Here is a 24326-nt window from a genome sequence, read left to right as displayed (position 1 = left end):
GGTTAGTTGGGTATGGTGAGCCGGGTGGGGTTGGGGGCCTGCATGGACTCTTCCTGCTCCGCCCGGCGTACCACGGCCTCGCTGCCGAGCAGGCTCACCAACTGCTCCCGGGAAACCATCCTTCCTCCGTACATGTACACCAGCCCTCGGCGCTGGTGGGTTACCACAAAGGGCACGCCGTTGTGGTAGCGCACCAGCGTGTTGTGACGCCGGGCATGTCGGAGCATACGCGCAAGCGCCCGAACGTTCTGATCTGTTTTTTGCTGCTGGGCATGTGGATACCAGACCGAGAACAAAATGACGAACACCAGGCCCGCCATTAACAGGGCTGCTGCAAAGTTGGTCTCCATACGCTGCGCAGTATAGCCAGGGGTGCTGTGATGGGCTGCGTTACCTTAAGGATTGCTAAATTGGGTCGGTACAAAATGTCCACTTATTTCCCTAAGTGCGCATTTTGTATACTGGGGGCATGCTGGTTCCTTTGGCAAACTGGTATGACCCAGCCAAGCGACGCCTCGAGGCTGTCCGGGCCACCCAGGAGCGCAACCAGGAGGCTTTGCTCGAGCTGCTGGAGGCCTACCTGACCCTAAAAAGCCGTAAGCGGGCTACTTTGAGTCCACGCACCCTCGAGAACTATCGGCTGGCGGTGCGCGATTACCTGGCCTGGGCCTGGTCAGAAACGCAGTCGCTGGAGATTCTTAAAGCTTCCAGCGACGACCTCGACCGTTATATCGCTCACTTACAGCTCTATGGCGGCAACCTCGAGCCAGGTGAGCGCCAGCGATTGAAGCCCGGCTCAATTGCTACCTATCTAGCAGGTGTGCGGGCTTTTTACCGGGCGCTCGAGTGGGCCAACGCCGCCAAACTCCCACAGGTGCATTCACCCCGCGACCCCACACCCCCGGAAGAACGCCGCCCTGCTTTGCCAGAAGATCTATATAAAAAGCTCTTAGATCACCTATCCGGGGCCGATCCTGAGCACCGCCGCGATCGCCTGGCGGTGCGCCTGATGGCCGAGGCCGGCCTGCGTATTAGTGAAGTGATTAACTTGTCGCTGGACGACCTGAGCCTGGCCGAGCGCCTGCTGCTGGTGCGCGCGGGTAAAGGCGGTAAGCAGCGCACGGTTCCGCTTTCCAAATCCCTGGCCCAGGAAATTCAGGACTGGCTTAAGCTACGCCTGGCCCATGCAGCCCCCAATGAGCAGTCGCTGCTGATCAACCTGGGGGGTCGTAAAGCCTATGGGCGTGCCATGACCGACAAATCCCTGCGCCGAATACTCAACCAACACTACCGCGACCTGGGCTTTCCCAAACGCTACTATGGGGCCCACATGCTGCGCCATACCGCCGGAACCCGCATATATAAGAAGAGCCGTGATCTGCACGCCACCGCCCGCCTTCTTGGGCACGCCAACGTAAACACCAGCGCCATCTACGCCAAGATGGATCTGGCGGGCCTATTTGAGGTGGTCGACAGGCTGGAAGAGTAAATCCGGCTGGAAGCCCGCGATTACGCTAAGCCAGCACGGGCTTTTATGCTAGGCTCTGGGAAGATGATCACACAGAGAGGGCTGCTCGAGCTGTTCAAGGTGGTTACCAGGGTTATCTTCAACCTGGTTCTGGTGGCTTTGCTGATAGGGTTGCTGGTAAGCGTGGCCCGCACCCTGCTGGATCTTGGCCTGGCCGTCAGCCAACCCACGGTGCGGCTGGGCCTCAAGGATCTGGTCACCAATGTGTTGTCCTTGGTGATTGTGCTCGAGCTGGTGCGGGCGTTTGTAGACTACTTCGAATTCGACCGCATCCGGGCCGAGATTTTGGTAGAAGTGGCGGTTGCCTTTGTGCTGCGCGAGATGATGCTGGGTTTGTTTGCCGGCGAAATCAAGGGGCTGGATATTTTGGTTTGGAGCGCGGGCATTCTGGCTCTCATTGGGGCCAGGGCCTTGGCCATTGCATTCCCTTACAGCAAGGGGCCCGCGCGGTCTGGCCAGTAGCCAGAAAGCCGCTTTGAGGCGTATATACTTACCTCGAGGGAGCCCAAATGGACATTTTCTTTCAGTTGTTCTGGCTGTTTTTCATCCTTTCAGCCCTCAGCCCATATCTCACCCAGCAGATGCTGCTGGCAGCAAGAACCCGGCGGATTACCGACCTCGAGCGCAAGCGCAAGAGCCGCGTGATCACCTTAATCCACCGGCAGGAGGGGTTTTCCTTTTTGGGCATTCCATTTGCACGTTACATTGATATAGACGATTCCGAACAGGTTCTGCGGGCCATCCGCATGACCGATCAAAGCGTACCCATCGACCTGATCCTGCACACCCCTGGTGGGCTGGTGCTGGCTGCCGAGCAGATCGCCGAGGCCCTTCTTAAGCATCCCGCCAAGGTAACGGTATTTGTACCGCACTACGCCATGTCGGGCGGAACCTTAATTGCCCTGGCTGCCGACGAGATCGTGATGGATCCCAATGCGGTGCTGGGGCCGGTGGATCCCCAGCTTGGGCAGTATCCGGCTGCTTCCATCCTGCGCGTGCTGGAGCAAAAGCCCATTGCCGAGATCGACGATCAGACCCTGATTATGGCCGACGTGGCCCGCAAAGCCCTTTTCCAGGTAAAGCGTACGGTGGCCGGCCTGCTACGCAAACACTTTGATGAACAGAAAAGCCAGGAGCTGGCTGAGCTGCTCTCCCAAGGCACCTGGACGCACGATTACCCCATTAGCGTGGAAGAGGCGCGCAGCATGGGCCTTCGGGTCTCAACCGAGATGCCCTTGGAGGTTTACGAGTTGATGGGTATGTACCCCCAGCCACGGGGCGGGAAACCCAGCGTGCAGTATGTGCCCCTGCCCTATGGGCGGGAGGAGCCCAGACCCAAGCATCGCTAGGCCAGGGCTTCCTCACGCTTGATGCTATACACCCGGCTCACGCCCTTCTCGGTGGTGACACCGTACAGCGCATCGCAGGCCTCCATGGTGCGCTTCTGGTGGGTCACCAGGATGAACTGGGTCTGATTTTTAAAGTGCTGCAAAAACCGGCAGAAGCGCTGAATGTTGGCTTCGTCCAGTGGGGCATCCACCTCGTCCAGCACGGCGATGGGGAGGCCGCTGCTCTCCTCCCCTACCTCCGAAAGTGCGAACAAGAAGGCCAGGGCGCCCATGGTGCGTTCGCCCATGGAAAGCAGGTTCAGGTTGACCGTGCGCTTGCCGGCAGGCTTAAGGATCAGCTCGAGGCCCTGTGTGGAACGCTCGAGCTCCACTTCCGCATCCAGCAAAGCCCCCGCGTACTGGGCAAATTTCTCCTTAAACACCCCGTAGACCTGCTGCATCCGCTCCTGGTAAGCCGAGGCCACCTGGTGTAGCTCGGCCTCGAGCTTACGCACGGCCGCCTCAGACTCCTGCAGGGCTACCTCGAGCCTGGCAATATCCTCACTCAGCAGAGCGTATTCCTGTTCGGCCAGGTGATTAACCGGGCCCAAAGCCTCCAGGGCCGCCTCGGTCTCGGCAAGGAGCCGGGCCAGGCTGCGCGACGAGCCCTCCTCAATCGGGCCGGGGGGCAGCGCGGAAAGTTCCTGCTGTAGGGTCTCGATGGTGGCCTCGCGGCGGGCCTGGGTCAGATGGAGGGCCTCGAGGTCGGAGAGCAAAGCGTTGGTGCGGGCGATCAGCCGGGTTTCTTCTTCGGAGAGCGCACGGGTACGGCCTCGAGCCGCGCGCAGCCGTTCCTCCAGGTGGCCCAGGCTCAGCTGGGCCCGGTCTCGCTCAAGCGCGTCTTTGCGCGACTGGAGCGCGGCAAGCCGCTGCCCAAGCTCAGCCTGCTCACCGCGCAGGTGCTGTAAGCGGGCCTCGAGCTCGGCGATCTCGTTCTGCGCCGTCGCATAACGCGCCTGGTCTTCGCGGTAGCGCTGCCAGCGAACCTCGGCCTCGCGCTGCTGGGCAAGCTGGGCGCCGAGGGCCTCCCGCTCGCTGCGCAGGGCCTCGAGGCGCTGGGGGTTCGGGGGCAGCACCGGCTCAGGGGGCTGGGGTGGTTGAGCCTGTCCCCCCAATGCCGGCAGCCGGGCCAGGCTTGTACGAACGGCTTTGAGCTCGGAGTCCAGCTCGGTCTGGCGGCGCTGAAGCTGGGTCAGGTTGAGGCTGGCCAGCTCGGCCCGCAACTGCTCGGCCTGGGCAGCCAGGGCCAAGGCCTGGGCCTCGAGGCGCGCAGCTTCGCTTTGGGTGTCGTGGAAGCGCCGGCGCAGGGCCAGCATCTGCCCGCCTTTTTGCAAACGCCCGCCGGTAATGGCACCGCTGGTCTCGAGCAGCTCCCCTTCCAGGGTGACGATGCGGGGATGATCCGGGTGCTGCCGCACCAGGGCCAGGGCCGCCTCGAGGTGCTCCAGCACCAGCGTCTCCCCGAGCAGGGTGGGGAGGGCCTCAGGGCAGAGCGGTAGCTGCACCAGGTGGCGGGCCACCCCCACCACACCAGGGGTTTCCGTCCAGGGAAGACGCTCGTGTCGCGCTCGAGGGGGCTTGAGCAGGGTACGGGGCAGAAAGGTAGCCCGCCCCCCCTGCTGCTTCAAGTACTGCACAGCGGCCTGGGCAGCCCGCTCGTCTTCGCAGAGCACCCACTGCATGCGCGCGCCCAGGGCCACCTCAACGGCCAGCTCCAGACCCGCCGGCACTTCGATTAAATCGGCCACCACACCCATCAGGCCAGGAATGCCCGAGGCGCGGGCCCGCTTGGGGCCCTCGGCCAGGTCGGCACCGGAGCGCAGCAGGGCCTCCAGGCGCCCCGCTTCAGACCGGGCGGCGCGAGCTTCGCTGCTGGCCTGCCCTTCTTGCCGAACCAGCTCGTTTAGCCGGCTGCGCAGGGTGCTTTCTCGGAGCTGTGCCTCGGATAGTTGCGCCTGAAGGGCTGTCCGTTCTGCTTCGAGCCGGGCCTGATCGGCCTCCAGCGCTGCTCGTTGCGCCAGCATCTGCTCAAAGCTCGCCTTTTGCGCCTCGTAGGTGGCCTGGGCCTGCAAAAAGCGCTCATAGGCTTTCTGGGCCGAACGAATCTGATTTTCTTCGTTCTGGATGGCGGCTTGCAGCTCCTTAAGTTGCTGCTGCAGGCTTTGCAAAGCCGCAGGGGTGGGGGGGGCGTCGGCTGGAGCGATGGGGGCTTGCAGGCTGCGCAGCCGGATGAGCCGGGTCTCGCCCTCCCCTATCTCCCCGGCTATCCGGCGCAACAGTCCTTCCAGCGAGGCTCTTTCCTGCTCCACCAGCTTTAGCTCACCGCTCAGGGCCTCGGCCTGCCGCAAGGCCTCGCTGTGGGCGTTCTGGGCGGCTTCCAGGGCTTCAAGGGCCTGACCCTTCTCCTTTTCGATGGCCTGCAGGCGCTGGGTGGTTTCGGCCTGCTCGCGCTCCAGGGTCTGGGCTTTTTGTTGGGCGCTGTTTACTTCCTGCTCGGCCTCGCGGATACGGGCGGCCAGCACGCTGCGCCGCAGCAGCAGGGTACGCGCCGCCAGCGCAGCCGCCTGGCGCGCAGCCTCGGCCTGCTGGGCCTTTTCCGAAATGATGGCCTTTCGCTCGGCCAGCTCCTGGGTGCGGGTCTGGAGCTCGAGGGTGGCGGCCTGCAGGCGCTCTTGGGTGGCTTTGCTAGCCTGGGTAACCGCGCGCAGCCCGGCTGCTTCCTCCAGGTAGGCCAGCAACACCTCGGGGCCGGCTTGCAGGATCTGGCCCACCTCGCCCTGACCCACAATGGCGTATCCGCTCCGCGAAAGCCCGGTTCCCATCAGGGCTTGCTCGACCTGGCGCAGGGTGCTGCGGGCACTATTGAGCCGGATCTCGCTGCTGCCGTCGCGCTCGAGGCGCCTGCTCAGGCTGATCCGCTTGCCGTTGCCGCCCAGCTCGAGCCCAACCTCGGCGAAGCCAAGCGGGGGCCTGCCATCCGAACCATGAAAGAGCAGGGCCTGGGCCTCATCGCCCCGCAGCTCCTTGGCTCGAGCCCCCACCACCCAGCGCAGGGCCTCGACCAGGTTGCTCTTGCCCGAACCGTTCGGCCCCACAATGCCGTAGACGCCCGGGCCAAACTCGAGGCTGGTACGCTCACCAAACGATTTAAAACCTTGCAGAAAAAGCCGCTCAATCTTCATAGTGTGGCCCGCAGGTATGCGGGGCGTGCAAGCGCTACTGACCCGCGCGCTTAAAGGGATCCAGCAGCGAGAGGTGCCCGAGGCTTTCCACCTCCCGGCCCTCCAAAAGGAACTTGACCTGTTCCACTTCTCTAAACTCCAGCAGGGTGCTGGCTATACCGTAGATAAGGGCGGTTTCGCCGGCTGTGCCGTAGCCCAGTCGCGCATAGGCCGCGGGTAAGTCTACCAGAGCGGTGCCGTCGCGCAAAAAGACGGTGGGGGCAGGGGTACCGGCAGGAACCAGGGGTGCCGCCCCGGGAATTTGCGGCCCCCGTACCAGCTCTTGCATCACCCGCCCCAGGGTGTACTCGCCTTCAGTCATCTGAATGGTGCGCTCCTCAACCACCAAACCATCCCCGGTATCTTTGGCGAAGTGCAACCGGATGATGCGGGGGCCCTGATGTTCTAGATCGGAGGGGAGGTTAAGCGACCTCGAGCCGCCGTCATCCTGCTGGGCCCACAAAGCCCAACCACCTAGCAGCAGAACCAGCAGGCCCAGCAGGTTGGTTAGGGTCAGGAACCGTCTCATGGCCGGGTGCCTCCACCGGAGCTCGTTAGGCCCATATAGCTGCGCACCGCTCGAGCCAGCAGTTGAGCCACCTGGGCCCGCGCCTGGGGCGTGCGGAGCTGCTCAATGCCCACCTCAACCAAAACCGCAGCCCCCCCTGCCATCGAGAGCACATACATGGCATCCTGGCTGGTGTTGGCCACAATTCCGGCCGTAGCAAAGCTCTCTGCAACGGCCTGAGCCAGCCGGGCCGCCGAACCCGGTGCCGCCACATAGCGTTCCAGTATGGCCCGCTGGGCAGCCGGGCTGCGCGCTGAAAGCTCGCGGCCTTTCTCCAGCAGCCGCAGGGTTTGGATCTCGGGGTGGCTGAACACCGTTACCTGACTGCCCGGTGCTGCGTGCAGGCTGATAAACACCTGGGCGGTTGAGGCATACTGGGCCCTTGCCAGCAGGGGTACGGCCTGATCCCCGTTGCGGGTCAGCACCACCTCCGCCTGACCCTGCAGCAGCTTTTGCAGTTGCTGAACCACCGAAAGCGTCAGGTCTTTTTCCCGCAAGCTCCCCACCGCCACCCCGGTATCGGCCCCGCCATGCCCGGCATCAAGAACCACCCGCGGCAGCCGTGTCACTGGGCCCCGCTCCACGACAACCTGCTGCGGCAAGAACATCAGGCGGGGTGGGTCGCTGCCCTGGGGCAGGTAGATCTCGGTGCCCCAGCTTTCTTTACTAAAGCTAATGGCCGAGGTAGGGGGGGCGTCCGGCACCTCGGTCACCCCAATCATGGCCAGCCGGGGCGGGTTGTTGGCTAAGAGCCGCACCTGCACATCCCGGTCGAAGCGTAGGATGTAGCGCTCGCTCGAGCCAGCCATGGCCCGCTGCACCTCCAGTAGCCGCGCCGGGCGCAGGGCCAGCACCGGGGCGCCGTAGTCGTTGCGGTAGTAAAGATCCAGCACCCGGGCCAGCTCACGAACCGGCACCCACAGGCTGTCCTGGTTCCGATAAGCGTTGAGCTGTCGCACCGCATCGGCGCCCTGGCTGCTAATGGCAAAGGCGGCAACCCGACTTCCCAGGCTCAGGTACACTTTACCAGTAGCCTCGAGGTAGCCAAGGCCCAGGGCTTCGGCAATAAACCTGGCCGGGCCATAGGCCACCGAATCGCCGCCGGGATAGATGGCCTGGCTCTCCTGCCCGCCCACCAGCAAACGGCCCTCATACTGGGCCCAGGTCAGGCCGAGCAATACTGTTAACACCATCCATATGCGCCGCATCCCAAGTCCAGTCGCTACAGTTTTACTCAGCCTGCATTAGAAGCGCAAGTGTAAAAGGCTACCAGCCCTCGAGCTCCCGGCGCACGGCGAGCTTTTTGTCATCGGCTTTTTTCTGGTAGGCCCGCTTGCCTCGAGCCAGGGCCAGCAACAGCTTGGCCTTGCCCTGCTGGTTGAAATAAATTTTGAGCGGAACCAGGGTGAGCCCCTTCTGCTCAACCCGCGCCTTCAGCTTGTTGAGCTCGTGCCGGTGCAGCAAAAGCTTCCGCAGACGGCGCGGGTCGTGGTTGGTATAGCCGCCCTTTTCGTATGGGGCAATGTAGAGGTTTTCGAGAAAAAGTTCCCCGTTCTGAAACCGTGCAAAGGTGCCGGTAAAATCGACCTGACCGGTTCGAATGGACTTCACCTCGGTGCCCTTAAGGGCCAGGCCGGCTTCGAAGGTCTCCAGTATCTCGTAGTCGTGGCGCGCTTTGCGGTTCTCGAGTCCGGCCATAGGGTTACTCAGTTTACCAGGTTGCCCAGGGGGCTCGAGGGGTTTGTGTGAATATATTCACGATAAATAGAGCTCGTGAAAATCTTATGCATTTACCGCCCCACACGCTTCCACAAAGCGCTGATGAATCCGCAGATCATCGCTCAGCTCGGGGTGAAAAGTGCTGGCCCAGACCCTACCAGAGCGAACCAGCACCGGCGAGCCTTCAAAGCTGGCCAGTACTTCAACCCCCTGACCCACCTCCAGAATGCGGGGGGCCCGGATGAAAAAGGCGGGAAAAGGCCGGTCGAGCCCCTCAACGCTCAGGTCGGCCTCGAAGCTGTCCACCTGGCGCCCATACCCATTGCGCTGAACCGTAATATCCAGGCAGCCCAGGCGGGGCTGGTCGGGAAACTGGGGTATATGTTTGGCCAGCCAGATGGCCCCCGCGCAGGTGCCCCATAAGGCCAGGCTTCCAGCGTGCATACGTGCCCGTATTGCCTCCTCGAGGCCGTACTCCCTGGCCAGCATGCCGATGGTGGTGGACTCCCCACCCGGTACGATCAAGCCTGACAAATCCTCGAGGTGCTGGGGCAGGCGCACCTCCACCGCCTCGACGCCCAGGGCCTCGAGCATCCGCTTGTGCTCGCGCACATCACCTTGAATAGCCAGCACACCAACTTTCACGCTCATGATACTACCCCACCTGCCGCGCAAAGGTAACAACCGCCTGAGCTGGCTGTGATCTTATGTTAGATTTTTCACTATAAAACCCGCTTGTGAATACTTTATTTGATCCAGCCCTGTCAGGCGGGGATCGTTACCAGGCCATGAATTGCACTGTGCTGGCTCTCCTCGCTTTCGGCCTTGAGCAGATGCTTTTCATTTTCCTCGCCCAGGGCCCTCAGCAACCGCTCTCGAGAGACAAACTCGCCCCCCAGCATGTAACAGAAGCCCTGCTTACCCAGCACCACCACATAGCGGAGGCCTTGGTGGTTTCGCACAAAAGTGTTGTGCCGCATAGCGAAACGGTGCATCTTGGCCAGCGCAAGCTGCTCGCGCTCCTGGCGGCGCCGGTTCAGCATAGGAATCAACCAGGTGGCCAGCAAAACCCACGCGGCAGTAACGCCAAAAACCAGCAATCCAAAGGTTTCAGGGCGCATTGTGTTACAAGTATATAATAGTACGTAACGCTTTTTGTAACACAAGCGCAACTTGAACCCAGTCAAAGGCCCCTCACCGCGCGGTGAGGGGCTCATACGCATTTCGGTAGCATCGTTCACTTCGGCAAGCCTAAACGATACTACCGAAAGGCTTTTCTACTCCCTTCGGTCGGCTTGAGTCCTGCACCTCTGACTGTGTCCAAAGAGGCCGGCCTGAAGACTACCAGCCGCGCCTGGCAAGCTTCTCTTCTTCCGAGAGGAAGTCCAGGTTAATGCCCACCATGGGTTCCCCCAGGTCTTCGGAAACCTCGGCCAGCACCTCGGGGTTGTTGTAGTGGGTCACCGCCCGCACGATGGCCCGGGCCCGCTTGCGGGGGTCGCCGGACTTGAAAATCCCGGAGCCCACAAAGACCCCATCCATACCAAGCTGCATCATCAGCGCCGCATCGGCCGGGGTGGCCACGCCACCCGCAGCGAAGTTGACCACTGGAAGGCGTCCGTTCTCATGCACCCAGAGCACCAGCTCGTACGGCGCGCCATGGTTCTTGGCATAGGTCATCAGCTCTTCGCGGGGCATGGCCTGAATTTGGCGGATTGCCCCCAGAACACTGCGGGCATGGCGAACGGCTTCCACCACGTTGCCGGTGCCGGCTTCGCCCTTGGTACGGATCATGGCGGCCCCTTCACCGATGCGCCGCAGGGCTTCTCCAATATCGGTGGCTCCGCAGACGAAAGGCACCTTAAAGGCGTGCTTATCAATGTGGAAGGACTCATCGGCCGGGGTCAGCACCTCGGACTCGTCGATGAAGTCAACCCCCAGGGCCTCGAGGATCTGGGCTTCAACCGTATGTCCAATCCGGCATTTGGCCATCACCGGAATCGAGACCGCGCTCATGATTTCCTTGATCAGTTTGGGATCCGACATGCGCGCGACCCCCCCCTGGGCGCGAATATCTGCCGGCACGCGCTCGAGGGCCATCACCGCCACAGCCCCGGCCTCCTGGGCAATCTCGGCCTGCTGCGCGTTGACCACGTCCATAATCACGCCGCCCTTGAACATTTCAGCGAATCCGGTCTTGATCCGCAGGGTTCCCTTCTCCATAGCTACCTCCAACTGCGTAGAATAACCTTTTTTTATGCGCAATCCCAGTGCCTGGGCTGAAGTTCAGCACCCTAGTCCGACATCCGGGTGCTGACAAAATTGGTGTAAACCACCCCCCGCTTATAAAAAGCGTTGTCCATGACCTTGAGGTGGAAGGGCACGGTGGTCTTGACCCCCGGCCCCTCGATGACCGTTTCGGCCAGGGCCCGCCGCATACGGGCAATCGCCTCTTCGCGGTTTTCGCCGTGCACAATGATCTTGGCTACCAGGGAGTCGTAGTTGGGCGGGATGGTGTAACCAGCGTATAGGTGCGAGTCCACCCGCACGCCCGGGCCACCTGGGAAGTGCAGCGTCTCGATCTTACCGATGCTCGGACGGAAGTCTTTTTCGTAATCCTCGGCATTAATGCGGCACTCGATAGCGTGGCCCTGCAGTTTGATCTCGTCTTGTTGCAGGGTGAACGGCTCCCCCGCAGCGATTTTGATCTGCCACTTGACCAGATCCAGGCCCGAGATCATCTCTGAAACGCAGTGCTCAACCTGGATGCGGGTGTTCATCTCCATAAAGTAGAAGTTGCCATCCGGGTCTACGATGAACTCGAGGGTGCCTGCCCCCTGGTAGTTGACGTATTTGGCTAAGCGCACCCCTGCAGCCAGAATTTCCTGACGCAAAGGCTCCTCCAGACGGCTCGGGGCCTCTTCGATGAGCTTCTGGTTGCGGCGCTGGATGGAACAGTCCCGCTCACCGATGTGCACCACATGGCCCTTACCATCCCCCAGCACCTGCACCTCAACGTGGCGGAAGAGTTCGATGTACTTCTCCAGGATCAGCGATGGGTCGGAAAAGTAGTTCTGGGCCTCGACCTGGGCCTGGGCGAAAGCCGTTTTCATCTCCTCGGAGGAGCGCACCACCTTCTGGCCCCGGCCCCCGCCCCCTGCGCTGGCTTTAAGCAGCACCGGATAGCCGATCTGCTCGGCGGCCTCGAGGGCCTCCTCCACCGAACGCAACACCCCCGTGCCGGGTACGGTGGGCACATTGGACTTCGCCGCAATTTCCCGGCCGCCAGCTTTAGAGCCCAGGCTGTGCATGGACTCGGGGGTCGGGCCTATAAAAACGATGCCGTGGTCGCGGCACATCTCGGCAAACTGGGGATTTTCGGCCAGAAAACCATACCCCGGGTGGATGGCCTCGGCGCCGGAGATGATGGCCGCAGACAGGAGGTTTGGAATGTTGAGGTAGCTCTGGGCGGAGGGCGGAGGGCCGATGCAGATGGCCTCGTCCGCCAGCAAAACCGGCAGGGACTGGCTGTCGGCCTCGCTGTGGGCCACCACCACCTTAACCCCTAGCTCCCTGGCTGCCCGCAAGACCCGTAGAGCAATCTCACCTCGGTTAGCCACCATTATTTTCTTGAACATAGCACCTTCTATTCGTGACTGCTCAGGCCGGTTCGATCAGGAAAAGAACCTGGCCGTACTCGATGGGCTCACCATTGGAAACCAGGATTTTGCGCACCACACCGGACACTTCGCTCTCTATCTCGTTCATGAGCTTCATGGCCTCGATAATGCACAAGACCTGTCCCTTCTTGACCAGATCGCCCTCCTTGACAAAAGGCTCGGCCTCGGGAGAGGGTGCGCGATAGAAAGTACCGACGATGGGAGCTTTTACCTCGACGTATCGGCTGGTGTCCTCCTTGGGCACCTCGGGCTTGGGCGTGGGCGCTGGGGCAGGGGTTTCGGCCTGGGTCTGGACTGGTGATGGGCTCGAGGCCGGCACCGCTTGAGGCTGGATAACCACTGGGGCGGGCGCGGCCACATACTGCACCTCCCCACCTCGCTTGACTGTTAGTTTGTAATCGGGGGTCTCGAGGGTCAGCTCGGCCACCTCGTGTTCTTGCAAGGCTTGGAGGATAGACTTTAGTTCCTTTGCATTCATGACTGCCTCCGAAACAGCACTAACCTGACTAGCTTCCTAAGTAGCCTATAGAAGTATAAAGCCACGGGGTCGGTTTGACCCCGGATGGCCTGGCCCCCGCATGCGCGCTGGATCGCCGCCTCCAACAAAAAACACTTGCCGCAAGGCAAGTGTCAGAAGCAAGCCCTCAAGGTTCAGGCCCGGCCTAGGTATTCCCCGCTGCGGGTATCCACCCGGATGACCTCCCCGGCCTCGACAAACAGCGGCACCTGTACCACGGCCCCGGTCTCGAGGGTGGCGGGCTTGGTGCCACCCGAGACGGTATCACCGCGCACCCCTGGGGGCGTGTCAACGATCTTGAGCTCCACCGAAGCGGGCAGGGTGATATCCAGCGGACGGCCGTTGTACATGGCGCCCTGCACGGTCATTCCTTCTTTGAGGAACTTGGTGGCCTCGGAAATCCCCCGCGGTACGTGGAACTGCTCGTAGGTTTCCAAGTCCATGAATACCAGTTCGTCGCCTTCCGGGTAGAGGTACTGCAGGTCCTTGGTCTCGACGTAGATATCCTCGAGCTTCTCACCGGAGTTGAAGGAGCGCTCGACCGTGGCCCCGGTCTCGAGGTTCCTGAACTTGGCCACCACTTTAGCGCCGCCGCGCCCAATTTTCTGGTGCTGGTACTCAATGCACTGCCACAACGCCCCATCCATTTTGACTTTGGTTCCGTTCCGGAGATCTGTTACGCTGATCATCTACTCCTCCTCGTACCCAAAGCAAAAGTCTACAGGATGAAGCAGCCAAAGAAAAGATGAGGGCGGTGAGGAAACCACCCCCTTTTTCCGGTCTCAGTATTTAGTATATATCTTCGGGCTTTTTCTCCATCTTTCCGGTAAGCCAGTAGATAATGCGCTCCGAGATGTTCTCGAGGTGGTCGCCCAGCCGCTCGTAGCTACGGGCCACCCGGCCTAGCGTCAGCGCCTTGGTAATGGTGCGGGGATCCTCCATCATATAGGTCAGGAGCTCGCGCGAGACCTCTTCGTACAGCGCGTCAATCTCGTCGTCGCGGCGAAACACCTCTTTGGCCGCCTCGATGTCCCGCTCGGCGAACGCCTTTGAGATCAAGTCCAGCATCAGGGCCAGGCGGCGCCCCATATCGGGGAGGGTGATGTAGTTTTTGAGCGGCGGCTCCTTAGCCAGCACAATTACGTCCTCGGCGACGTGAACGGCGTAGTCGGCAGCCCGCTCGAGGTCGGTCAGGGCCTTGATGATGGTAAAGGCAAAGCGCAGATCGGAAGCCACCAGGCTCTGCCGGGCGATCAGGGTGATGGTTCTGGATTCGATCTCCAGCTCCATGGCATCCACCTGCGCATCTTGCGAGATGATCTCCTGCGCCATGTGTGGATTTTGATCGCTAAGCGCCTTGGCGCTTTTCTCGGTCATATCGCGCACCAGCGAGATCATGCGGATGGTCTGCTCGGTGAGCTGGTTGAGTTCCCGGTCTAGAATTTCACGCATATGCACTCTCCGTAGGTCTAGTTTACGCAGGTACCTGGGTTGTTGAGTGGTCTGGGGTGGCCACAGCTCCAATCGGAAAGGTCAGGCCAAAGGCGTTGCCGTCCTCGAGGGCGCGTCCGTAGGCCGTACCGCCCCAGCCCGCGGCCAGCCGGCGCACCAGGGCCAGTCCAAGACCGGTGCCCCGCACGTTGGCCGCATGCATGCCCCGTTGCCCCGCCACGAACAGCCGTTCAAAGTCCTCGAGGGGCTGGCCCCGGTTGCGAACCTCGAGCCACACCCCCTGGTTGTTCTGGCCGCTCTCCACAACGATTTCCGAGCCCACCCCGTACTTGATGGCGTTGTCAAGCAGGTTGAGCAGGGCCTGGTACACCGCGTCCGGGTTGGCCCAGACGGTATGGGGTATCTGCCAGCGAATCCAGGCCGACTTTTGTGCAAGCTGAGGCGCCAAAAAACGCTCCAGGCGGCCTTGCAATTCCTCGAGGGCAAAGGTTCGGTTCTGCGAAGGGCGGCGGTTGAGGGGGAGATCCTCGACCAGCCGGCGCAGGCGCTGGGTTTCCTGGTATAGCAACTGCAGGGCTTCCTGGGCTTCGGGCCCCGAGAGGCCATTCTGCAGCGCCTCCAGCAGCGAAAGCATCCCGGCCACCGGGGTGCGAAACTCATGGGCCAGTACCCGGCTGGACTCCTCGAGCACCTCGGCCCGCTGCTGCTCGTCGGTTTTATCCCAGAGCAGCAGCACGCCCGGAACCGCCTTGACCCAGAGGGTGCGGTTGCGGGTCTCGAGGGTGGCCTCCCCGCCCACCCGGCACAGCGCCTCGAGCTTGTGATCCCGCAAGGCTAGCAGCAGTGAGCGGCCCAGCACCTTATCGCGCTCCACCTCCAGCAGTCGGGCCGCTACCGGGTTGAGGTAAACCACCCGGCCTTCTGCGTGAACGACCACCCCCTCGCGGGCTGTCTCCCAAGCCGCCTGCAAGAGGGTCTCCATCACCACATTACTCCCTAAACCGGTAACCAACCCCGCGGAGGGTCTCCAGGAAACGTGGGGCCTTGGGGTCTTCACTCAGTTTATCGCGCAGTTGGGCAATGTGCTGATCCACCGTTCGGGCCGTACCCAAAAACTCCTGACCCCAGACCCGCTCGAGCAGCTCTTCGCGGGTATAAACCCGCCCTGGGTGCCGCGCCAAAAAGGCCAGCAGTTCAAACTCCCGCCGGGTGAGCTCGAGGCTGTGACCATCCAAAAACGCCTGGTGCCGCTCCAGGTCGAGGCTCAGGGCCCCGCGCTCGAGGCGACCGCTCTTGCCTACCCGGCGCAGCAGGGCCTGCACCCGCGCGATAAGCTCAGGGGTGGAGAAGGGCTTTGTCAGGTAATCGTCAGCTCCGCGGGTCAGACCCTCCACGCGATCCTCCTCACCGGCCCGGGCGGTAAGCATCAACACCGGTAGTTGCTCATAGCGCCCATCGCGACGCAGGCGCTCCAGCAGGCGCAAACCGGGTTCGTCCGGCAGCATCCAGTCCAGTATGACCAGATCGGCGGCTGGCATCTTCTCCCAGGCTTCCGCAGCCGTGGCTGCTTCCAGCACCTGATGCCCGGCCTTCGAAAGTGAAAGGCGGAGCCCCAGCCGCACAGAGGGTTCGTCCTCGACCAGCAGCAGTTTCGACATCCCTATTTAGTGTAGCCGTGATTTGGTCAGCTAAATGTCATGAGGCCTTTAGAGCCTAAAAAAACCAATCAAGTGTACGGACGGGGGCTGGAGGCCCAGCAACCTCATCTGGCTGGCTAGCTGGCCCCGGTGAAAATGGGCGTGGCTGATAAAGTGCAGGACAATCTCGGCCACAGTGTTGGTGGCAGTTCCGCCCGAATAGGTGTAGGTGATGCGGGCATCTGGGTCGGCGTGCTCGAGCCAGTCTTGCCGTTCAGCGGCTATCTGTTGCCAGAGGCCATACAAACCCTCGAGGTCGGCCGGATGGGCTGGGGCTGGCATGGGCGCGCGGCCCCGCAACCGCTCGAGCCAGGCGGCCTCAGCCCAGACCATATGGGCCGTGGTCGCTGATAGGCTGGGAAACGAGCCGCCCACCGCTTGTCGCGCCTGCTGCGGAGAAAGGGTCAGCAAGGCTGGCCACCACTGGGCCCACAACCAGTCGTGGGCGGCTATGATGCGCTTGAGCTCTGCTTTATCCATGGTCTATCAGCATACAAAAAACCCCACCCGAGGGTGGGGGTCTGGGATGCCAGCGACTAGCGCTTGCTGTACTGCGGGGCCCTACGGGCTTTGTGCTTACCGTATTTCTTACGCTCCACCTCGCGCGGGTCACGGGACAGCAACCCGGCCGGCTTGAGCTTGGCCCGCAGATCGCTGTTGTAGTTGACCAGGGCCCGGGCGATGCCGAGCTGAATAGCATCCACCTGGCCGGCCTTCCCACCACCGCGCACGGTAATGAAAGCATCGAAGCGGTTGGTAGCATCAGCCCGGCGCAGGGGCTCGAGGGCCGTTACGGCCTTAACCAGACCACCAAAGTAGTCGGTGAAAGGAACGCCGTTAATCTCAACTTTACCGCTGCCAGGGCGCAAGAACACCCGGGCCACACTGGTCTTGCGGCGGCCCGTTCCGTAGTACTGTTCCATTATTCAACCTCCATCTTTACGGGCTTCTGGGCCGCATGGGGGTGGGTGGCTCCGGCGTAAACCTTCAAGCGGCGGAACATGATGTTACCGAGGGTGCCTTTGGGGAGCATGCCCTTAACCGCGTGCTCCACCGCCTTGACCGGCTTTTCGGCCAGCATCACAGCAGCCACGGTTCGCTTCAGGCCGCCGGGGTAACCGGAGTAGCGGGTATAGACCTTGGTTCGGGGTTTGGAGCCCGTCAGCACCACCTTATCCGCGTTGATCACCACCACGCAGTCGCCCATGGCCATGTTGGGGGTGAAGTCGGGTTTGTGCTTGCCACGCAGTATTGCAGCAATTTTTGAAGCCACCCGACCAATGGGCTGGCCTGCGGCATCGATGAGCACCCAGCCGGGTTCTTTGGGTTCAGGCACGTAGGTCTTGAACACTGCTGTCTCCATTTTGCGCCAGCGCCTACCAACGCTGTCGCGAACTGTGATTTGCCTTTGTTTGGGTGGCTCGGGGCGACCAGCCCAAAAAAGGCACCAGCGAGGAGTATAGCACAGCGTTTTAGCGCTTTGCAATCTATGCGGCTCAGGGCGCGCTTTTCATATTCCACCTCATTCTGAGGGGCCCAAAAGGCGTAACGTAGTGGAGAGGAGGTTTACTTATGGCAACCAAGCTCGGCGAGAAAGAGATCGAAAACGCTTTGAAAAACCTGCCCGGATGGCAGCTCACGCAGGGTCGGATCGAAAAGACTTATAAGTTCGATTCCTACGCCCATGGGGTCAGTTTTGCTGTCAGGGTGGCGCTGCTGGCGGAAAAAACCAACCACCACCCCGATAGCCTGGAAATCATGTGGGGCCGGGTTAAGGTGGCCTACGTAACGCACTCGGCAGGGGGGGTGACGCCGCTCGACCTCGAGGCCGCCGCGCAGGTAGACGCCCTGGCCTAAGGCGTGGCCTGGTTGGACGGTGAGCCGATACGTTTTTTTGGGCCAGAACCTAGTAGACTAGGAAATCGTGAGTATGGAACGGTCTATCGATAGTTCGAATCTGGCTTTCCTCGAGGCGCTGTACCAGGAGTACGAAAAAAACCCGGCCTCCATTCCGGCGGAGTGGGCGAGTTATTTCCAGAAGGTTCAGCTCGAGCCCACCAGCAATGGCCTAGCGGAACGACAACCGATCCACGAGGCCTCGCTTGCTGAGCTGGCCTCGTTTTTTTTGCGGGCTGTGCGTTTCCTGCGCACCTACCGTGAGCGGGGGCATCTGATTGCCCGCATAGACCCCCTGGGACGGGAACGCCGCACACCCCCCGAGCTCGATCCCAGCTTCTTTGGGCTGAGCGAGGCCGACCTCGACCGGCCCATCCCCGCCGAGCTGGGGGCCCCAACGCTGCGAGCCGTGCTGGAACAGTACAAGGCCCGCTACGGGGGCACGGTGGGTATTGAGTACGGCCACCTCGACGATCCGGTGGTGCGCAACTGGATTGAGGCCCGCCTGGCCTCCGGCTTTCCAAAGCCCACCCCCGAGCAGAAAAAAAACATCCACCAGCGCCTGATGCAGGCCACACTTTTTGAGGAGTTCCTGCAGAAGAAGTACCTGGGCGCCAAAACCTTTAGCCTCGAGGGCACCGAGTCGCTGATACCCCTTCTGGACATCGCCCTCGAGAATGCCGCCCGGCAGGGGGTGGTGGAGGTGGTGATGGGCATGGCCCACCGGGGCCGCCTGAACGTACTTGCCAACGTGGTCAAAAAACCCATGCGGGATATCTTCCTGGAGTTTGAAGAGCACTTCCCCGAGGGCTACCACGGCGATGTGAAGTACCACCTGGGCTATTCCAACGATATCGAGACCCCTTACGGCAAGCTGCATCTGTCGCTCAATTTCAACCCCTCCCACCTGGAGTTTGTGGCCCCGGTAGCCATGGGCCGCACCCGCGCCAAGCAAGATCGCTTTGGGGATGTCAAGCGCGAAAAAGGCATGCTTTTGCTGGTGCACGGCGATGCTGCTTTTATCGGGGAAGGCATCGTGCAGGAGACGCTCAATATCTCCGGACTGCCCGCCTACACGGTGGGCGGGGCGCTGCATATCATCCTGAACAACCAGGTGGGCTTCACCACCGAACCCCACGAGTACACCGCCGGGCGTTACTCCACCGAGATCGCCAAGATGGTGGAATCCCCCATCTTCCACGTCAACGCCGAAGACCCCGAGGCCCTGGTGGGCGTGGTGGCCCTGGCCATGGACTTCCGTAAGGAGTTCAAGCGGGACGTTTTCATCGACCTGATTGGTTACCGCAAGCGCGGCCACAACGAAACCGACGAGCCAAGCTTCACCCAGCCCGACATGTACCGCCGCATCGCGGCCAAGAAGCCCCTGTACCTGAGCTACCAGGCCAAGCTCGAGCAGGAAGGCCTGTGCACCCCCGAAAGCTGCGAAGCCCTGGCCAAGCAGTATCAGGACACCCTCGAGGCCGCCTTCTCGGGGGCCCGACGGGAGCCCACCCCCACCCGCCCTCCTGCCGGGGGTGGGGTCTGGAAAGGCTATCTGGGCGGCCCGGAGGAAGGGGTTCCCGACCCCGAGACCGGGGTGGCCGCAGAAAAGCTCGCGGCCCTGATGGAGGGGCTTACCCGCCTGCCCGAGGGTTTCCAGCTACACCCCAAGCTGGTGCGGTTTGTGGAAGCCCGGCGTGAGATGGGGCTGAACAAGCGTCCGCTGGACTGGGCCGCCGCCGAGATGCTGGCCTTCGCTTCGCTGGCGGTGGAGGGGCACCGGGTGCGCATCTCCGGGCAGGATGTGGTGCGGGGAACCTTTACCCAGCGCCACGGCGGTTACACCGACCATATCACCGGGGAGCGGTATATCCCAGCCAATCACCTGGCTGAAGGGCAGGCCCCGGTAGAGCTGTACAACTCGGCCCTCTCGGAAGCGGGGGTGCTGGGCTTCGAGTACGGCTACAGCCTGGATATGCCCGAGGCCCTGGTGGCCTGGGAGGCCCAGTACGGCGACTTCGTCAACACCGCCCAGGTGATTATCGACCAGTTTATCGCCTCGGCCGAGGCCAAGTGGAGCCGCCTTTCGGGCATCGTAATGCTGCTCCCGCACGGTATGGAGGGGGGCGGCCCCGAGCACAGCAGCGCCCGCCTCGAGCGCTTCTTGCAGCTCTGCTCCAACGACAACATGCAGGTCACCTACCCCACCACCCCAGCCCAGTACTTCCACCTGCTGCGCCGCCAGGTGGTGCGGCCCTGGCGCAAACCCCTCATTGTGATGACCCCCAAGAGCCTCCTGCGCAACCCCGATGCGGTCTCCCGCCTCGAGGAACTGGCACAAGGTCGGTTCCAGCGCGTACTGGCCGGCACGCCCAACAGCAAAGCCAAGCGGGTCATACTCTGTTCGGGCAAGGTTTTCTACGACCTCGAGGCCGCCCGCAAGGCCGCCCAGAAAGACGACGTGGACATCATTCGCCTCGAGCAGCTCTACCCCTTTCCGAATAAGGAGCTCGAGGCCGCCCTGGCCCCCTACCCCGAGTCAACCGAGGTGGTCTGGGTGCAGGAGGAACCCGCCAACATGGGGGCCTGGTGGTTTATCCGCGCCCGCTTCGGTGACCGCATGTTTGGGCATCCGCTGCACGTGGTGGCCCGACCCGAGTCCAGCAGTCCGGCGGTGGGCTCCAAAAAAGTACACGATAAAGAGCAGCAGGCGATCGTTTCGGCGGCCCTAGGGCTCTAGGAGAACCAGATAAGGTAAAGTTGCTCAGCTTGAGTGGAGATAGTATGGCCTTAGAACTGAAAATACCTGCAGTTGGCGAGTCCATCACCGAAGTTGAGATTGGTCAGTGGCTTAAGAAGGAAGGGGACACGGTTAAGGTTGATGAGCCCCTGGTGGAACTGGTTACCGATAAAGCCACCCTCGAGCTGCCCGCACCGGTGGCCGGGCGGCTGACCAAAATCCTCATCCCCAGTGGACAGGCCAAGGTGGGCGATGTGGTAGCCCTGCTGGAAGAAGGCGCCGCCGAAGCCTCGAGCGGCGCCCCCAGCCAGAGCACCCCGGCCCCCAGCCAGGCCGCGGCCACCGAGAGCAAGGTGATGCCGGCAGCCGAGCGACTGGCGGCACAGGCCGGCCTGCAGGCCTCGAGCATTCCGGGTAGCGGCCCGGGCGGCCGGGTCTTGAAAGAAGACGTACAGCGAGCGGTAACCACACCGCCCCCCACCCCGCAACCCACGCCCAGCGCCCCGCCCGCCCCGCCAGTACAAAAAGGCGAACGCCGCGAGGATGTGGTGCCCATGACCCCCCTGCGCCGCCGCATTGCCGAGCGTTTGCTGGCAGCCAAGCAGAATACCGCCATGCTCACCACCTTCAACGAGGCCGATATGAGCGCGGTGATGGAGCTGCGCAAGGAGTACGGCGAGGCCTTCCAGAAGAAATACGGCTTCAAGCTGGGCTTTATGAGCTTTTTTGTGAAAGCGGTGGTGCAGGCCCTGCAGGAAATCCCGCAGCTCAACGCCGAGATCCGCGGAACCGATATCGTTTACCACCGCTACTACGACATCGGCATCGCCGTGGGCGGGGGCGAGGGCCTGGTGGTACCGGTGATTCGCGATGCCGACCGGCTCTCGATGGCCCAGATTGAGGCGGTAATTGCCGACTTTGGAGCCAGGGTACGGGAAAAGAAAATCAAACCCGAAGAGTTGATGGGCGGTACCTTCACCATCACCAACGGGGGCATCTACGGCTCGCTCAACTCCACGCCCATTCTCAATCCGCCCCAGGTGGGCATCCTGGGCATGCACGCCATCGTCGAGCGTCCGGTTGCCAAAAACGGCGCAGTGGTCATCCGCCCGATGATGAACCTGGCCCTTTCCTACGATCACCGCATTGTGGATGGGCGGGAGGCCGTCACCTTCCTCAAGCGCATCAAGGAACTCATCGAAAACCCCGTACGGCTAACCCTGGAAATCTAAACTTTGGTGAGGAAATATGCCCAAACATCAGCTTGTGGTTATCGGCGCGGGGCCCGGCGGGTATGTGGCTGCCATCAAGGCGGCCCAGCTCGGTCTGGATGTGGCCTGCGTGGAAAAAGAGCAAGCCCTGGGTGGTACCTGCCTGCGGGTAGGCTGCATACCCTCCAAAGCCCTTCTGGACGCGAGTGAAAAAATCTACGCCGCCCAGCATAACCAGATCATCGGAGCCAAAATCGGCCAGGTCGAGCTGGATCTAGCCGCTCTGATGGCCCACAAGGACAAGGTGGTCAAGGCCAACACCGGGGGCGTGGAGTACCTGTTCAAGAAAAACAAAGTTACGCGCTATCTGGGCCATGGCACGATTCTCACCCCCAACAAGGTGCGGGTCGAAGGCCCCGAGGGAGTGCAGGAGCTCGAGACCGAGCGCATCCTGATTGCGACGGGCTCCAAGGTGGCCCCTCTCAAAGGGGTTCAGCTCGACTACGAGATCGTGGGCACCTCGGATCAGGCCATCGCCTACCCCAGCGTACCCGAGCGCCTGGTGGTGATCGGGGGTGGGGTAATCGGCCTCGAGCTTGGCTCGGTCTGGAACCGCCTGGGGGCCAAGGTAACGGTGCTGGAATACCTTCCCCACATCCTGGGGGGCATGGACAGCGAGGTCGCCAGAGCCGCCGAAAAGATTTTCAAAAAGCAGGGCCTGGACATCCGCACCGGGGTGCGGGTGACTGCGGCCTATGCCAGGGATGGAAAGGGCGTTGTGGAGTACGAAGGCGGCGAGCCGTTGGTAGCTGACCGGGTTCTGCTGGCTACCGGGCGCATCCCCAACACCGATGGGCTGGGCCTGGAAAACGTAGGCCTCCGCACCGACGAGCGGGGCCGGATTCCCGTCAACGCCCATTACCAAACCGCGGTACCAAATATTTTTGCCATTGGCGACGTGATCGCCGGCCCCATGCTGGCCCACAAAGCCGAGGAGGAAGGTTACGCTGCGGTGGAGTATATGGTGACGGGCTATGGGCACGTCGATTACAACGCCATACCCAACGTGGTCTACACCCACCCCGAGATCGCCTCGGTGGGCAAAACCGAGGAGGAGCTCAAATCGGCGGGCATTCCCTACAAAAAAGGCTCCTTCCCGTTCTCAGCCAACGGCCGGGCTCGAGCCATGAACGATACCGACGGCTTCGCCAAAATTCTGGCACACGCCGAGACCGACCGCATCCTGGGGGTGCACATCATCGGGCCTCGAGCGGGTGACCTGATAGCCGAGGCAGCCGTAGCCATAGCCTTCCACGCCTCTTCGGAGGATCTGGCCCGCGCCTCCCACGCCCACCCCACCCTGGCTGAAGTGCTCAAGGAAGCTGCGCTGGCCACCTGGGACAAGCCGCTGCACATCTGATACGCATTTCGGTAGTATCGTTCGCTTTGACAAGTCTAAGCGATACTACCGAAATGCTTTTCTACTCCCTTCGGTCGGCTTGAATCCTTCACCTCTGACTGCATCCAAAGCTGAAGGATTCAAGCGGAAAGGGTACGATTTGTGAGGAAGCAGCCCGACACACCCCTTGAAAGACAAGGGGTGTGTTCTTTTTTGGCTCAGAATCACCCTGAAAGGGCGCTCTGCAGGGCCTCCTCAAAGGCGTAGGGTTGGTCAATCCAGGGGTAGTGGCCGGCCCCTTCCAGAAGCTCGAGCCGGCCCCCCACCAGGTCGGCGACAGTCTGGGCTTCGGGGTAGCTGCTGGCATCCAGGGTACCAACCAGCACCGAAGTGGCCGAGCGAACCTCGAGCACGTAAGGGGTATAGTCCAGCCGCCAGAGGCCGTTGAGCACAAACATCCGCCCCGGCGTATCGGCACCTACAACAGTTGAGCCCTCGGCCAGCCACTCGTACTCCATGCGGCTGTGCTGGCTGGGAAAGAGCAGCCGGTCGAAAGCAGCCTTGGGCTCGACGGTTGCAAACGCCTCCTGCAAAAGACGGGTGCCGTCCTCGGGCAGTTCCACGTCTTCATCCACACCCCGCAGCGCCAGCGAGGCCCGGTATAGCTGACGGGCCAGCCAGGGGAAGTTGGTCCAGGGGTTGATGAGCACCAACCGCTCGGTGGTAGCGGGTGAACGCCGGGCATATTCCAGGGCCGGCACCGCCCCAAAGCCGTGTGCCAGCAGCGTCCAGGTGTTCAGACCCAGGTGATCCCGCAGGTGGAAAAGGTCGCTTACCAGGGCATCAATGGTAAAAAGACCCGGCTCCTCGGGCAGGGCCGGGCTGCGCCCGCCGCCCCGCTGGTCGAAGTAGATCACCCGGAAACCCTCGAGGTACTCCTCCAGACCCTCCCGCAAGATATAGCTGCTACTCCCCGGCCCGCCGTGCAGCACCACAATCGCCGGGGCCTCGAGCGGGCCGGTGTCCTCGAGGTAAACCTCTACCCCATCATCCACAGCAATCAGATCAATTTCTTCGCGCATAGGGTTCCTTAAGGGTGCCGCTGCCCCTCTTCCATCAGCTCAAAGCTCCAGCTCCGAAAGCCCTCGAGCCCCACCGCCCTGGCCTCCAGCTCAGGGCCATAAGCCCAGACCTCCAGCAGGTACAGCCCCTGTTCGGCCCGGTAAAGCAGCCGGTAGGGGTAGGGGTGCTGTCGGGCCAGCCGGCGCAGGGGTTCAGGGTTCCTGCCTTCCACAAAAAGCACCTTCATC

Annotated in this window: 26 protein-coding genes; 7 read left to right on the top strand and 19 right to left on the bottom strand. The window is 62.0% G+C overall.

Going from position 1 to position 24326, the window contains the following annotated elements; all coding sequences use genetic code 11:
• Positions 1 to 2: 2 nt before the first annotated feature.
• Positions 3 to 350 (bottom strand): hypothetical protein, encoded by a 348-nt coding sequence (locus MRUB_RS07895; protein WP_013013819.1) that lies wholly within the window; start codon positions 348 to 350, stop codon positions 3 to 5.
• A 119-nt stretch (positions 351 to 469) separates the two neighbouring features.
• Here MRUB_RS07895 and MRUB_RS07890 point away from each other — a divergent pair, with 119 nt between their 5' ends.
• The 3 genes from MRUB_RS07890 to MRUB_RS07880 all read left to right on the top strand — a co-directional run bounded on the left by MRUB_RS07890 (position 470) and on the right by MRUB_RS07880 (position 2877).
• The gene (locus MRUB_RS07890; RefSeq protein WP_013013818.1) at positions 470 to 1489 is read left to right on the top strand and encodes a tyrosine-type recombinase/integrase; all 1020 of its coding nucleotides are present in this window, start codon (positions 470 to 472) and stop codon (positions 1487 to 1489) included.
• A gap of 63 nt (positions 1490 to 1552) precedes the next feature.
• The gene (locus MRUB_RS07885; RefSeq protein ID WP_013013817.1) at positions 1553 to 1990 is read left to right on the top strand and encodes a phosphate-starvation-inducible PsiE family protein; all 438 of its coding nucleotides are present in this window, start codon (positions 1553 to 1555) and stop codon (positions 1988 to 1990) included.
• A 47-nt stretch (positions 1991 to 2037) separates the two neighbouring features.
• A complete protein-coding gene (locus MRUB_RS07880) occupies positions 2038 to 2877 on the top strand; it encodes an SDH family Clp fold serine proteinase (RefSeq protein WP_013013816.1) in 840 nt (279 codons plus the stop codon).
• On the opposite strand, the gene MRUB_RS07875 is transcribed toward MRUB_RS07880, so the two are convergent.
• The 16 genes from MRUB_RS07875 to rplM all read right to left on the bottom strand — a co-directional run bounded on the left by MRUB_RS07875 (position 2874) and on the right by rplM (position 17133).
• Complete coding sequence (locus MRUB_RS07875) at positions 2874 to 6098, bottom strand: AAA family ATPase (RefSeq protein WP_013013815.1); 3225 nt, start codon at positions 6096 to 6098, stop codon at positions 2874 to 2876. The genes MRUB_RS07880 and MRUB_RS07875 overlap by 4 nt on opposite strands.
• A 34-nt stretch (positions 6099 to 6132) precedes the next feature.
• On the bottom strand, positions 6133 to 6666 hold the full coding sequence (locus tag MRUB_RS07870; RefSeq protein WP_013013814.1) for a GerMN domain-containing protein: 534 nt from the start codon (positions 6664 to 6666) through the stop codon (positions 6133 to 6135).
• Positions 6663 to 7898, bottom strand: a complete 1236-nt coding sequence (locus MRUB_RS07865; RefSeq protein ID WP_241476986.1) for an N-acetylmuramoyl-L-alanine amidase — start codon at positions 7896 to 7898, stop codon at positions 6663 to 6665. Before MRUB_RS07865 ends, MRUB_RS07870 begins: the two co-directional genes overlap by 4 nt.
• 73 nt (positions 7899 to 7971) lie before the next feature.
• Positions 7972 to 8403 (bottom strand): SsrA-binding protein SmpB, encoded by a 432-nt coding sequence (gene smpB, locus MRUB_RS07860; protein ID WP_013013812.1) that lies wholly within the window; start codon positions 8401 to 8403, stop codon positions 7972 to 7974.
• An 84-nt stretch (positions 8404 to 8487) separates the two neighbouring features.
• Positions 8488 to 9075: a pyridoxal 5'-phosphate synthase glutaminase subunit PdxT gene (gene pdxT, locus MRUB_RS07855; RefSeq protein WP_013013811.1), complete on the bottom strand. Its 588-nt coding sequence runs from the start codon at positions 9073 to 9075 to the stop codon at positions 8488 to 8490.
• 113 nt (positions 9076 to 9188) lie between these two features.
• Positions 9189 to 9545 carry a hypothetical protein gene (locus MRUB_RS07850; protein ID WP_013013810.1) on the bottom strand — a complete coding sequence of 119 codons (357 nt, stop codon included), beginning with the start codon at positions 9543 to 9545 and terminating at the stop codon, positions 9189 to 9191.
• Between the two features lie 220 nt (positions 9546 to 9765).
• The gene (gene pdxS, locus MRUB_RS07845; RefSeq protein WP_013013809.1) at positions 9766 to 10647 is read right to left on the bottom strand and encodes a pyridoxal 5'-phosphate synthase lyase subunit PdxS; all 882 of its coding nucleotides are present in this window, start codon (positions 10645 to 10647) and stop codon (positions 9766 to 9768) included.
• A 71-nt stretch (positions 10648 to 10718) separates the two neighbouring features.
• Positions 10719 to 12062, bottom strand: a complete 1344-nt coding sequence (gene accC, locus MRUB_RS07840; protein ID WP_013013808.1) for an acetyl-CoA carboxylase biotin carboxylase subunit — start codon at positions 12060 to 12062, stop codon at positions 10719 to 10721.
• A gap of 22 nt (positions 12063 to 12084) precedes the next feature.
• A complete protein-coding gene (accB, locus tag MRUB_RS07835) occupies positions 12085 to 12582 on the bottom strand; it encodes an acetyl-CoA carboxylase biotin carboxyl carrier protein (protein ID WP_013013807.1) in 498 nt (165 codons plus the stop codon).
• A gap of 173 nt (positions 12583 to 12755) precedes the next feature.
• Positions 12756 to 13310 carry an elongation factor P gene (efp, locus tag MRUB_RS07830; protein ID WP_013013806.1) on the bottom strand — a complete coding sequence of 185 codons (555 nt, stop codon included), beginning with the start codon at positions 13308 to 13310 and terminating at the stop codon, positions 12756 to 12758.
• A 100-nt stretch (positions 13311 to 13410) separates the two neighbouring features.
• Positions 13411 to 14073, bottom strand: coding sequence for a phosphate signaling complex protein PhoU (phoU, locus tag MRUB_RS07825; protein ID WP_013013805.1), 663 nt, complete (start codon positions 14071 to 14073; stop codon positions 13411 to 13413).
• Positions 14074 to 14095: 22 nt separating this feature from the next.
• Positions 14096 to 15055, bottom strand: a complete 960-nt coding sequence (locus tag MRUB_RS07820) for a sensor histidine kinase (RefSeq protein ID WP_013013804.1) — start codon at positions 15053 to 15055, stop codon at positions 14096 to 14098.
• A gap of 7 nt (positions 15056 to 15062) precedes the next feature.
• Entirely contained in the window at positions 15063 to 15731 is a 669-nt protein-coding gene (locus tag MRUB_RS07815; protein WP_013013803.1) for a winged helix-turn-helix domain-containing protein, read from the bottom strand.
• A gap of 48 nt (positions 15732 to 15779) precedes the next feature.
• The gene (locus MRUB_RS07810; RefSeq protein ID WP_013013802.1) at positions 15780 to 16250 is read right to left on the bottom strand and encodes a DinB family protein; all 471 of its coding nucleotides are present in this window, start codon (positions 16248 to 16250) and stop codon (positions 15780 to 15782) included.
• Positions 16251 to 16306: 56 nt separating this feature from the next.
• Positions 16307 to 16693 (bottom strand): 30S ribosomal protein S9, encoded by a 387-nt coding sequence (gene rpsI, locus MRUB_RS07805; RefSeq protein ID WP_013013801.1) that lies wholly within the window; start codon positions 16691 to 16693, stop codon positions 16307 to 16309.
• Positions 16693 to 17133, bottom strand: coding sequence for a 50S ribosomal protein L13 (gene rplM, locus MRUB_RS07800; RefSeq protein WP_013013800.1), 441 nt, complete (start codon positions 17131 to 17133; stop codon positions 16693 to 16695). Before rplM ends, rpsI begins: the two co-directional genes overlap by 1 nt.
• 209 nt (positions 17134 to 17342) lie before the next feature.
• On the opposite strand from rplM, the gene MRUB_RS07795 reads away from it, so the two are divergent.
• From MRUB_RS07795 to lpdA, 4 genes are all read left to right on the top strand, one after another.
• Positions 17343 to 17627, top strand: coding sequence for a 4a-hydroxytetrahydrobiopterin dehydratase (locus MRUB_RS07795; protein ID WP_013013799.1), 285 nt, complete (start codon positions 17343 to 17345; stop codon positions 17625 to 17627).
• Positions 17628 to 17700: 73 nt separating this feature from the next.
• Positions 17701 to 20406 (top strand): 2-oxoglutarate dehydrogenase E1 component, encoded by a 2706-nt coding sequence (locus MRUB_RS07790; protein ID WP_013013798.1) that lies wholly within the window; start codon positions 17701 to 17703, stop codon positions 20404 to 20406.
• A gap of 44 nt (positions 20407 to 20450) precedes the next feature.
• Positions 20451 to 21638: a 2-oxoglutarate dehydrogenase complex dihydrolipoyllysine-residue succinyltransferase gene (gene odhB, locus MRUB_RS07785; protein ID WP_013013797.1), complete on the top strand. Its 1188-nt coding sequence runs from the start codon at positions 20451 to 20453 to the stop codon at positions 21636 to 21638.
• 16 nt (positions 21639 to 21654) lie between these two features.
• Complete coding sequence (lpdA, locus tag MRUB_RS07780; RefSeq protein ID WP_013013796.1) at positions 21655 to 23037, top strand: dihydrolipoyl dehydrogenase; 1383 nt, start codon at positions 21655 to 21657, stop codon at positions 23035 to 23037.
• Positions 23038 to 23240: 203 nt separating this feature from the next.
• On the opposite strand, the gene MRUB_RS07775 is transcribed toward lpdA, so the two are convergent.
• Both MRUB_RS07775 and MRUB_RS07770 read right to left on the bottom strand, forming a co-directional pair.
• Complete coding sequence (locus MRUB_RS07775) at positions 23241 to 24098, bottom strand: alpha/beta fold hydrolase (RefSeq protein ID WP_013013795.1); 858 nt, start codon at positions 24096 to 24098, stop codon at positions 23241 to 23243.
• Positions 24099 to 24106: 8 nt separating this feature from the next.
• A complete protein-coding gene (locus tag MRUB_RS07770; RefSeq protein ID WP_013013794.1) occupies positions 24107 to 24325 on the bottom strand; it encodes a hypothetical protein in 219 nt (72 codons plus the stop codon).
• Between the last annotated feature and the right edge of the window lies 1 nt (position 24326).

The organism is Meiothermus ruber DSM 1279 (genome assembly GCF_000024425.1).
Taxonomy (GTDB): Bacteria; Deinococcota; Deinococci; order Deinococcales; family Thermaceae; genus Meiothermus; species Meiothermus ruber.
The sequence above is the reverse complement of the archived record's forward strand: the minus strand, read 5'-3'. Positions and strand labels throughout refer to the sequence as shown.

Coding starts and splice junctions, on each gene's coding strand:
- phoU (WP_013013805.1), bottom strand. CDS start 14,073: ATGCGTGAAATTCTAGACCGGGAACTCAACCAGCTCACCGAGCAGACC.
- pdxT (WP_013013811.1), bottom strand. CDS start 9,075: ATGAGCGTGAAAGTTGGTGTGCTGGCTATTCAAGGTGATGTGCGCGAG.
- smpB (WP_013013812.1), bottom strand. CDS start 8,403: ATGGCCGGACTCGAGAACCGCAAAGCGCGCCACGACTACGAGATACTG.
- MRUB_RS07885 (WP_013013817.1), top strand. CDS start 1,553: ATGATCACACAGAGAGGGCTGCTCGAGCTGTTCAAGGTGGTTACCAGG.
- odhB (WP_013013797.1), top strand. CDS start 20,451: ATGGCCTTAGAACTGAAAATACCTGCAGTTGGCGAGTCCATCACCGAA.
- rpsI (WP_013013801.1), bottom strand. CDS start 16,693: ATGGAACAGTACTACGGAACGGGCCGCCGCAAGACCAGTGTGGCCCGG.
- lpdA (WP_013013796.1), top strand. CDS start 21,655: ATGCCCAAACATCAGCTTGTGGTTATCGGCGCGGGGCCCGGCGGGTAT.
- MRUB_RS07775 (WP_013013795.1), bottom strand. CDS start 24,098: ATGCGCGAAGAAATTGATCTGATTGCTGTGGATGATGGGGTAGAGGTT.
- MRUB_RS07850 (WP_013013810.1), bottom strand. CDS start 9,545: ATGCGCCCTGAAACCTTTGGATTGCTGGTTTTTGGCGTTACTGCCGCG.
- MRUB_RS07865 (WP_241476986.1), bottom strand. CDS start 7,898: ATGGTGTTAACAGTATTGCTCGGCCTGACCTGGGCCCAGTATGAGGGC.
- MRUB_RS07890 (WP_013013818.1), top strand. CDS start 470: ATGCTGGTTCCTTTGGCAAACTGGTATGACCCAGCCAAGCGACGCCTC.
- MRUB_RS07815 (WP_013013803.1), bottom strand. CDS start 15,731: ATGTCGAAACTGCTGCTGGTCGAGGACGAACCCTCTGTGCGGCTGGGG.
- MRUB_RS07770 (WP_013013794.1), bottom strand. CDS start 24,325: ATGAAGGTGCTTTTTGTGGAAGGCAGGAACCCTGAACCCCTGCGCCGG.
- MRUB_RS07880 (WP_013013816.1), top strand. CDS start 2,038: ATGGACATTTTCTTTCAGTTGTTCTGGCTGTTTTTCATCCTTTCAGCC.
- MRUB_RS07795 (WP_013013799.1), top strand. CDS start 17,343: ATGGCAACCAAGCTCGGCGAGAAAGAGATCGAAAACGCTTTGAAAAAC.
- MRUB_RS07790 (WP_013013798.1), top strand. CDS start 17,701: ATGGAACGGTCTATCGATAGTTCGAATCTGGCTTTCCTCGAGGCGCTG.
- MRUB_RS07810 (WP_013013802.1), bottom strand. CDS start 16,250: ATGGATAAAGCAGAGCTCAAGCGCATCATAGCCGCCCACGACTGGTTG.
- efp (WP_013013806.1), bottom strand. CDS start 13,310: ATGATCAGCGTAACAGATCTCCGGAACGGAACCAAAGTCAAAATGGAT.
- accB (WP_013013807.1), bottom strand. CDS start 12,582: ATGAATGCAAAGGAACTAAAGTCTATCCTCCAAGCCTTGCAAGAACAC.
- pdxS (WP_013013809.1), bottom strand. CDS start 10,647: ATGGAGAAGGGAACCCTGCGGATCAAGACCGGATTCGCTGAAATGTTC.
- accC (WP_013013808.1), bottom strand. CDS start 12,062: ATGTTCAAGAAAATAATGGTGGCTAACCGAGGTGAGATTGCTCTACGG.
- rplM (WP_013013800.1), bottom strand. CDS start 17,133: ATGGAGACAGCAGTGTTCAAGACCTACGTGCCTGAACCCAAAGAACCC.
- MRUB_RS07895 (WP_013013819.1), bottom strand. CDS start 350: ATGGAGACCAACTTTGCAGCAGCCCTGTTAATGGCGGGCCTGGTGTTC.
- MRUB_RS07870 (WP_013013814.1), bottom strand. CDS start 6,666: ATGAGACGGTTCCTGACCCTAACCAACCTGCTGGGCCTGCTGGTTCTG.
- MRUB_RS07875 (WP_013013815.1), bottom strand. CDS start 6,098: ATGAAGATTGAGCGGCTTTTTCTGCAAGGTTTTAAATCGTTTGGTGAG.
- MRUB_RS07820 (WP_013013804.1), bottom strand. CDS start 15,055: ATGGAGACCCTCTTGCAGGCGGCTTGGGAGACAGCCCGCGAGGGGGTG.